This window comes from Sphingomonas glacialis (genome assembly GCF_014653575.1).
In the GTDB taxonomy this organism is placed as follows: Bacteria; Pseudomonadota; Alphaproteobacteria; order Sphingomonadales; family Sphingomonadaceae; genus Sphingomonas; species Sphingomonas glacialis.
In genome coordinates, this window is record NZ_BNAQ01000021.1 from 1 (window position 1) to 6,760 (window position 6,760).

Here is a 6,760-nt window from a genome sequence, read left to right on the forward strand (position 1 = left end):
AACTTGTTGGTCGTCTTGCTCGTCATGGCTCCACCTTCTCAGGAGTTGGAGCCTCCGACAAACCCGGGGCGGTTCATAGGGTCGTGCGGGACGTAACCGTGCAAGAACTGGCTCAACATGTGGTGACGCTTGCCGCAAATGTACCGTCCGCTAACGGCGACGCGAGCCCTGAAGCAGACCATCCTCCACCAAACCCGCTCGTCCCCAAAGCTTGATCGCGGCCTGGGGGCTGGTGGGAAACGTGTGCAGAAAACGGCCGTTCGCCAAATGGACGCAAGCTCTCACGCTGGGGCTTCAGCAACATGGCGGGTGACGCCGAAGCGGTCACCCGCTGGGATCGCTTTCGTTTGACAAACGGCGCGGATCAGGTCCCCAGCGCGCTCTCAAGCGTATTCCGCCACGGCGTTTTAGGGCGTCCGATCAACCTGCTCAGCATCGCACCATCATCAAATAAGGCACCGCCGGCAGCCGTCGCATCGCTGTCGGCTAGCATCTCGGCGATTGGACCAGGCAGCCCTGCACTCTGTAGAACCTGAGCATAGTCCGCCTCAGGCAGGTCGTTGTACACTACCGGTTTGCCGGAACTGCCGGCGATGGCTTCGGCAAAGTCGGCCAGAATGAACGAACCTTCGCCCGCCAGCCGAACGTCCGGCTTCCTGCCGACCCGTCGGTAAGCACCGCAACTGCGGCTGCGGCGTAATTTGCGCGGCTCGCGTTCGAAATACGGCCTGTGCCGGCACTGCCGAGGAATGCGCCATGCTCGATCGCCGGGCCCGCCGACATAATGTAGTTCTCGGTGTACCATCCGTTGCGGAGGAACGCATAAGGCAAGCCGCTGGCCTTAATCGCGGCCTCGGTAGCACGGTGGTCGCTCGCGAGGATCATCGGGTTCGTGTCAGCGCGCAGGATGCTGGTGTATGCGATATAGCCCACACCTGCGGCCTTGGCGGCGTCAATGACTGCCTGATGCTGCGCCGGGCGGGCGCCGAGTTCGCTCGATGAGATGAGGAGAAGGCGATCGACGCCGTCGAGCGCGGGCGCCAGCGTCGCCGGCGCGTTATAGTCGAACGCCCGCACGACCACTCCGCGCGCGGCGAGATCACCCACCTTGGCGGGATCACGGACGAGGGCGACGATGCTGGCGGCATCAATCCGCTCCAGCAGCGAAGCGATGACGAGGCGGCCGAGCTGACCGGAAGCTCCTGTGATGGCGTACATGGGTTCTCCAAAAAATTCGTGATCGATAGAAAGCGGCAAGGTTAGCCGAACCGGAAGCCCGAGAGCGGCTTGCCGGCGATGTGGTCGTGAAACACCCGCACGGCGGTCTCGCCCGCGCCAGCGCCTGCTGCCACCATCAGCGGCAAAAGGTGATCGGGTTCGGGATGCGAGGACAATCCGCCGGGCGCGGTCCGCCAGTTGGCGAGCTTCGCATCCCGCTCGGCCGGATCGGAGACCGCATCACCGAGCCATGCGTCGAACGCCTCGGCCTGATCGTTGCCGCGACCGCTGAAGAACATCGGCAAATTGTGGTAGCTCATGCCGCTGCCGACGATGAGAACTTCGCTGTCCCGCAGCGGCGCGAGTGCGCGTCCCATCGCGAGATGCTGCGCGGGATCATAAGACGCCAGCAACGACAGCTGGACGACCGGCACGTCGGCGTCGGGATAGACCAGCTTGAACGGCACGAAGACGCCGTGGTCATAGCCGCGCTTACTGTCCGCACCGGTCTGGAAGCCGGCCTCCTCCAGGAGCTGCCGAACTTCGGCGGCCACATCCGGGGCGCCGGGAGCAGGCCAGGTGAGTCGATAGGTGTGCGGCGGAAAGCCGGAATAATCGAACAGCAAGGGCGGATGCGCGCCATCGTTTACGGTCGGGTTCTTCGCGTCCCAATGTCCGGACACGATCACCACGGCGCGAGGCCGTCGACCGACCGAGTCGTCGACCCCGCGCAGGAATGCCGCGAGCCCGTCCCAGGTATCGCGCGGCCAGCCAGGGGGCGGATCCATGAAGAAGCACGGCCCCCCGCCATGGGGAAGGAAGAAGGTGGGGAGCCGGTCCATCTTAGGCGGCCAGCGCCGGCAGGTCCGCGATCGCTGCCGTCGCGCCGGCGATCGCACCGGCGCGTGCGTCGGGACCATAAGCGGTGCCTTCGGCGACGATCAATTCGGGTTCGATCCCGATGAACCCGAAGATCGCGCGCAGCCACGTCTCGGCATGCTCGAACGGCGCCCAGGGCGTGCCCGCCTGATAGACGCCGCCACGCGACAGCAACACGATGACGCGCCGGCCGCCGGCAAGGCCGACCGACCCTTCGGCGCCCATCTTGAACGTCGTACCGGAAATCACGATCCGATCGATCCACGCCTTTAGCTGGCTCGACACAGTGAAATTGTAGAGCGGCGCGCCGATAACGATCGTATCGGCGGACAGGAACTCTTCGAGGATCGTCGCGCTGAAGGCCGACTCCGCGCTGTCGTTGCCGGGCTTGTCGGTCATGACGTAATGATTGATCGGCGTCGCCGCGAGGTCACGGTAGAGGATCGTGGCATCCGGCCGCGCGGCGGAAAGCTTTGCCACGGTATCGGCGGAAAGCTGGCGGCTGACCGAATTGGCGCCGGAAATGCTCGAATCGATGTGCAGGATTGTCATGATTGCCTCGTGTTTGAAAAACAGTGTCGCTGTCAGCGCGGTAAAATCGGAGCCCGGCGCGCTCGTCCCCACAGGACGAAGACCGCGAATGGCAGCAGCACGAAGTTGAGCGGCAATACCCCGAACTCGCCGCGCGAGGTGTGGAAGGCGATTGCCAGGATTTGCAGCACGATGATGCCGAGCGCGGCCAAGGTGCCGAGCCGCGGCTGGATCCGCGTCAGTGCCGGCAGCAAGATGCCGATGCCCCCGGCGAGATCGACCAGTCCGATGAAGCGAACGAAGCCTTCGGGCAGTTGCCCCGTCCACGGCATCATCGCCGCGAGTTGCGCGATCGGCGTGGCCAGCTTCATCACGCCCGACATCGCGAACATCACGAACAGCATAATTTGCGCGACCCACAACCCGATCCGAAGCGATCTGCCCGCGGAGCGATTGTGGGAGGTGTCTCGTGTGGCAGTCGCCATATCATTCGCTCCGGTAATCGATGCCGGGGGAATGCCACCAGCAATCCATCTAGGATATCCAGATTGTTTTGGGCATCCCATTCCATTATATCGATGGAGATGGATGCCCTCACGCTCGACCAGCTTCTCGTCTTTACGGCTACCGTCGACGCCGGAAGCTTTTCCGGCGCGGCGCGGACGCTCAACCGTGCGCAATCGGCTATCACGTACACGACGCAGCGCCTCGAGGATCAGATTGGCGCACCGCTCTTCGATCGCGCCGCATACCGCCCGACCCTGACGCCGACCGGCGGGGCGTTGCTGCCGCGTGCGCGCCGTATTCTCGCCGAGGTCGGACAGTTTCGTAGCCAAGCCCACGGGCTCGTGCGCGGCCTGGAGTCGGAAGTACGGCTGGGCCTTTCGGAGATGGTGGCGGTTGCCTCGTTGGCGCCAGCGCTCGCATCGTTTCACGAAGATTTCCCGACGGTGTCATTGCGCATCGTAAGGGGCGCGTTCGGGCTTCCCGATTCGCTGATCCGGGGCGAAATCGACCTTGCTGTCCTGCCGGATTTCGGCCTGTCGCCCGGCATCGAGCGCAGCCATGTGGCAATGATGGATCTCGTGGCTGTAGCTGCCCCCAATCACCCGCTGGCGCGACGCAAAGGCGCGATCACCACCGCCATGCTTCGTGAGGAATTGCAGATCGTTTTGACGGATGCGGCCGAAATGGCGCCAGGGCGTGACCACGGTGTCGCGGCCCTTGACAGTTGGCGCGTTACGGATCTCACGACCAAGCATGGGCTTCTGCTCGAAGGCATTGGCTGGGGAAGCATGCCCGGCCCGCTCGTGGCCGCGGACGTTGCGGCCGGCCGTCTGGTCATCCTACCGGTGGACCGCTGGGACGGCAGCGATCACCTTCCGCGCTTGGCAATCGTCGCAGCGCATCCGCAGGATTGTGCGCCGGGGCCTGCGGGGACTGCGCTGCTTGCGGCGATCCTTCGCAATCGGGCCGTTGGTTCGGGGGCGCGATAGCGGGATATGCAACTGCGCTTGCTTATGGATCAACCCAAGCAGCTTCTGGCTTGGAGCGCGCCTGCGCTAAACGGCGGGATGCGCTGCACTGCTGCCAGACAGCTCAACGGAACGGGATAGCGGGTTTTGGCAGGAGCAGCCCTTCGCGCGTCGATCGGCGAACGGCTTGAACTGGTCGGCAGGTGCCTCGGGGCATTCCTGCTTATCAGGCGCCAAAGCGTTCTTCGGACGGCCACTCTGGCCATCGGAGAATGATCATGGAGATGCCTGAAACCGAACCCACCACGACAAAGCGCCCAGTCTGGAATGCCGGACGGACCGTCGGCGCGAAGCGCGCGCTGAAACCGAAGCAAATATGGGAAATCCGATTTTACCTCAATCAGCGCCGCCGCTTGCGAGATCGGGCGCTGTTCGACCTGGCGATCGACAGCAAACTCCGGGGCTGCGATCTGGTGCAGATGAAGATCCGCGACCTTGTCAGCGGCGGGCAGATCCGAACGCGTGCAATCGTTATGCAACAGAAAACCGGTCGGCCGGTTCAGTTCGAATTGCTTCCGGATGCTCGGACCAGCCTGCTGGCGTGGCTTGAACGGCGGGGCGGCGCAGTGGACGACTATGTCTTTCCCAGCAGGATTGATCATAATGGGCATCTCAGCACCCGCCAGTATGCACGGCTTGTCGATGAATGGGTGACCGGCGTCGGTCTGATGCGAAGCGAGTATGGCACGCATTCGCTCCGCCGAACGAAGGCTTCGATCATATACAGGGCGACCGGCAACCTCCGTGCCGTCCAAATCCTTCTCGGTCATAGCAAGATCGAGAACACAGTGCGCTATCTCGGCATCGACGTGGAAGACGCGCTTGCCCTTGCCGAGAATACCGAAATCTGACCCAATGGCTCCTCGCCTCCCGCGAGGGGCCTCTTCACCGTGCTTTGGGACTTTGCTGCCATTCCATTTTGCCACCTCGAACGATCGCTTTCACCAAAAGCGGACGAAGTTTGCCGGGCGAAGCGGAGGCAGATCGGAATGGCAGCAAGTGGTGGAAGGGGGGGGCTGGCTACCTTCCATCTGATTATGCGATAAACCGTCACAAAGGGAGGCATCAGATGGACGACAGACAGGTGCAGCGGCACTCTTTATTAGCCGCCTTCATGGTTGCTGGGGCAATCGTATGGACGGCGCCCGCTTCCGCGGCGTCCAATCGCAAGTGTGCGGCACCCTCGCTTCCTTCGCAAGATGCCGTCAAGCGCTACATCGAGCGGAGCGAAAAGGAGTGGGCAAAGTCTGTCGCGACCAATGATGCCTCGGTAGTCAGGCGTATTCTAGCCGACGATTTCGTGTGGGTCCTCGACGGCCGTCTGGTCGACAAGAAGACTGCTGTCGAAGAGGCAACAGAGGGCCCAGGGCCCTTCCTCACCAACGTAGCCGATTATGTCCACGTCCGCTTCTTCGGAAAGACTGCTGTCGCCCAAGGTAGCGAAACCTGGTCGAAGACAGGCGGGCGACGCGGCAAGTTCGTCTGGACTGACACTTGGGTTAATCGCGCGGGCTGTTGGCAAATCGTGAATGCGCAGGATACTGTTGTTGCGATAATAGCCAACTAGGCGTCGTGGACAAAGCTTGACTTGAGACTCGCCGGTTGATTCAAAGCTGTCTTTTGGAGGCGGTGTTGGGCGAGCGTATCGGGGTGTCGGACGAAGAATGGGCGCTGATCGGGCCTGTTTCCACCCGAACATGGCCGCGGATATCGGCCTGCAGGCGATAACCGGCGTTATTTCGAAGGCATGATGTGGATGGCGCGGTCAGGGGCGCAGTGGCGCTTGCTGCCGGATGAGTACGGCAAGTGGAACAGCGTGTTCCGGCGCTATTGGCGCTGGGTCGAGACCGGGGTGTTCGACGCCCTGCTGGAGACGCTGGCCGAGATGGTGGAGCGCGATACCAGTGCCGACATGATCGACAGCACGGTGGTCCGGGCGCATCATTGCGCCGTCGGCCTAAAAAAGGGGATCAAGCGGCCCAGGGGCTTGGCCGGTCGCGCGGCGGCTTCACCACAAAACTCCACGCCCGCTGCGATGGGCACGGCCGACCGCTCGGCTTTGTCCTGACGCCGGGGCAGACGCATGACGTGAAGGGCTTCGGCCCGCTGGTCCGGATGCTTGGCGACCGCATCGAAGCACTGCTCGCGGACAAAGGCTACGACGCAGATGCCATCCGAGCGGAGCTTGCCGCAGCCGGGGTCGAAGCGGTCATTCCCACCAAGACCAATCGCCGCATCCCCATTCCGCACGATCGTGTGAAATACCGCTGGCGCAATCTCGTCGAGCGCCTTTTCAGCAAGCTCAAGAACTGGCGCCGCGTTGCCACCCGATACGACAAAACCAAGGCGTCCTACCTCGGGTTCGTCACGCTCGCTTCAATCAAGCTATGGCTACCCTTTGTCCACGATGCCTAGTGCGATTTTGAGCAAGCCTGCGGCACTCGCGAATGCCGATCATGGGCAGTTCCTGTCGTTTAACGGCTGCCGTGAAACCACGTCCTCATAATATACGCCGGCCGACTTATACCAAGTCCCTCGGAGCCTGACTCAGCGCCGGGGATTCCCAAGTCGGTCATGATCTGATTCAACATCGCAAA

Annotated in this window: 8 protein-coding genes and 1 pseudogene; 5 read left to right on the plus strand and 4 right to left on the minus strand. The window is 62.6% G+C overall.

Annotated elements, in window-relative coordinates:
- Nucleotides 1-567: 567 nt before the first annotated feature.
- Genes IE187_RS20880 through IE187_RS20895 form a run of 4 tightly spaced genes read right to left on the minus strand, consistent with a single transcriptional unit; the run spans nucleotide 568 to nucleotide 3,113 of the window.
- On the minus strand, nucleotides 568-1,218 hold the full coding sequence (locus IE187_RS20880; protein ID WP_229839633.1) for an NAD(P)H-binding protein: 651 nt from the start codon (nucleotides 1,216-1,218) through the stop codon (nucleotides 568-570).
- A 41-nt stretch (nucleotides 1,219-1,259) separates the two neighbouring features.
- Entirely contained in the window at nucleotides 1,260-2,060 is an 801-nt protein-coding gene (locus IE187_RS20885) for a DODA-type extradiol aromatic ring-opening family dioxygenase (RefSeq protein ID WP_189677928.1), read from the minus strand.
- 1 nt (nucleotide 2,061) lies between these two features.
- Entirely contained in the window at nucleotides 2,062-2,649 is a 588-nt protein-coding gene (locus IE187_RS20890) for an FMN-dependent NADH-azoreductase (protein WP_189677929.1), read from the minus strand.
- A 32-nt stretch (nucleotides 2,650-2,681) separates the two neighbouring features.
- Nucleotides 2,682-3,113: a DoxX family protein gene (locus IE187_RS20895; protein WP_189677930.1), complete on the minus strand. Its 432-nt coding sequence runs from the start codon at nucleotides 3,111-3,113 to the stop codon at nucleotides 2,682-2,684.
- Nucleotides 3,114-3,176: 63 nt separating this feature from the next.
- Between IE187_RS20895 and IE187_RS20900 the strand changes: the two genes are divergently transcribed.
- The 5 genes and pseudogenes from IE187_RS20900 to IE187_RS20915 all read left to right on the plus strand — a co-directional run bounded on the left by IE187_RS20900 (nucleotide 3,177) and on the right by IE187_RS20915 (nucleotide 6,578).
- The gene (locus tag IE187_RS20900; protein ID WP_189677931.1) at nucleotides 3,177-4,124 is read left to right on the plus strand and encodes a LysR family transcriptional regulator; all 948 of its coding nucleotides are present in this window, start codon (nucleotides 3,177-3,179) and stop codon (nucleotides 4,122-4,124) included.
- Nucleotides 4,125-4,381: 257 nt separating this feature from the next.
- Nucleotides 4,382-5,014 carry a tyrosine-type recombinase/integrase gene (locus IE187_RS20905; protein WP_189677932.1) on the plus strand — a complete coding sequence of 211 codons (633 nt, stop codon included), beginning with the start codon at nucleotides 4,382-4,384 and terminating at the stop codon, nucleotides 5,012-5,014.
- Nucleotides 5,015-5,232: 218 nt separating this feature from the next.
- Nucleotides 5,233-5,730: a nuclear transport factor 2 family protein gene (locus IE187_RS20910; RefSeq protein WP_189677933.1), complete on the plus strand. Its 498-nt coding sequence runs from the start codon at nucleotides 5,233-5,235 to the stop codon at nucleotides 5,728-5,730.
- Between the two features lie 114 nt (nucleotides 5,731-5,844).
- Nucleotides 5,845-5,970: pseudogene (locus IE187_RS21575) on the plus strand (transposase); the annotation flags it as partial.
- Nucleotides 5,970-6,578, plus strand: coding sequence for an IS5 family transposase (locus IE187_RS20915; RefSeq protein ID WP_229839635.1), 609 nt, complete (start codon nucleotides 5,970-5,972; stop codon nucleotides 6,576-6,578). The pseudogene IE187_RS21575 and the gene IE187_RS20915, both read left to right, overlap by 1 nt.
- Nucleotides 6,579-6,760 lie beyond the last annotated feature (182 nt).

Coding starts and splice junctions, on each gene's coding strand:
- IE187_RS20890 (WP_189677929.1), bottom strand. CDS start 2,649: ATGACAATCCTGCACATCGATTCGAGCATTTCCGGCGCCAATTCGGTC.
- IE187_RS20880 (WP_229839633.1), bottom strand. CDS start 1,218: ATGTACGCCATCACAGGAGCTTCCGGTCAGCTCGGCCGCCTCGTCATC.
- IE187_RS20910 (WP_189677933.1), top strand. CDS start 5,233: ATGGACGACAGACAGGTGCAGCGGCACTCTTTATTAGCCGCCTTCATG.
- IE187_RS20905 (WP_189677932.1), top strand. CDS start 4,382: ATGGAGATGCCTGAAACCGAACCCACCACGACAAAGCGCCCAGTCTGG.
- IE187_RS20885 (WP_189677928.1), bottom strand. CDS start 2,060: ATGGACCGGCTCCCCACCTTCTTCCTTCCCCATGGCGGGGGGCCGTGC.
- IE187_RS20895 (WP_189677930.1), bottom strand. CDS start 3,113: ATGGCGACTGCCACACGAGACACCTCCCACAATCGCTCCGCGGGCAGA.